Raw genomic sequence first — 286 nt, forward strand, 5'->3', positions numbered from 1 at the left:
AATATAATTTTCACGGGGTACCGATTCGCCTAAAAATCGTTCGTAATGTCCGAGATCCTGATCGGTTTCAATTCCGTCAGCAGTAACGAATACCTCCCCATGCTCCTGAGGACGAACTGTTCCGGCGTCGATATTAACGTATGCGTCACATTTAATTGGCGCAACTTTCAATCCGAATGATTTAAGAATCGCCCCCAGCGAGGCGGCAGTAATCCCTTTTCCCAATCCCGAGATAACCCCACCTGAAATAAAAATATACGAACGCTTCATACGCCTCCCTATTGCA

At 46.2% G+C, this 286-nt stretch carries 1 protein-coding gene; it reads right to left on the reverse strand.

Translation table 11 applies throughout. The annotated features are described in order from the left end of the window. Positions 1-270, reverse strand: a 270-nt coding sequence (locus MD536_RS21360; protein WP_498366318.1) for a nucleotide-binding protein, incomplete at its 3' end; no start/stop codon positions are given. Positions 271-286: the final 16 nt, after the last annotated feature.

Source organism: Flavihumibacter cheonanensis (assembly GCF_022352215.1).
In the GTDB taxonomy this organism is placed as follows: Bacteria; Bacteroidota; Bacteroidia; order Chitinophagales; family Chitinophagaceae; genus Flavihumibacter; species Flavihumibacter cheonanensis.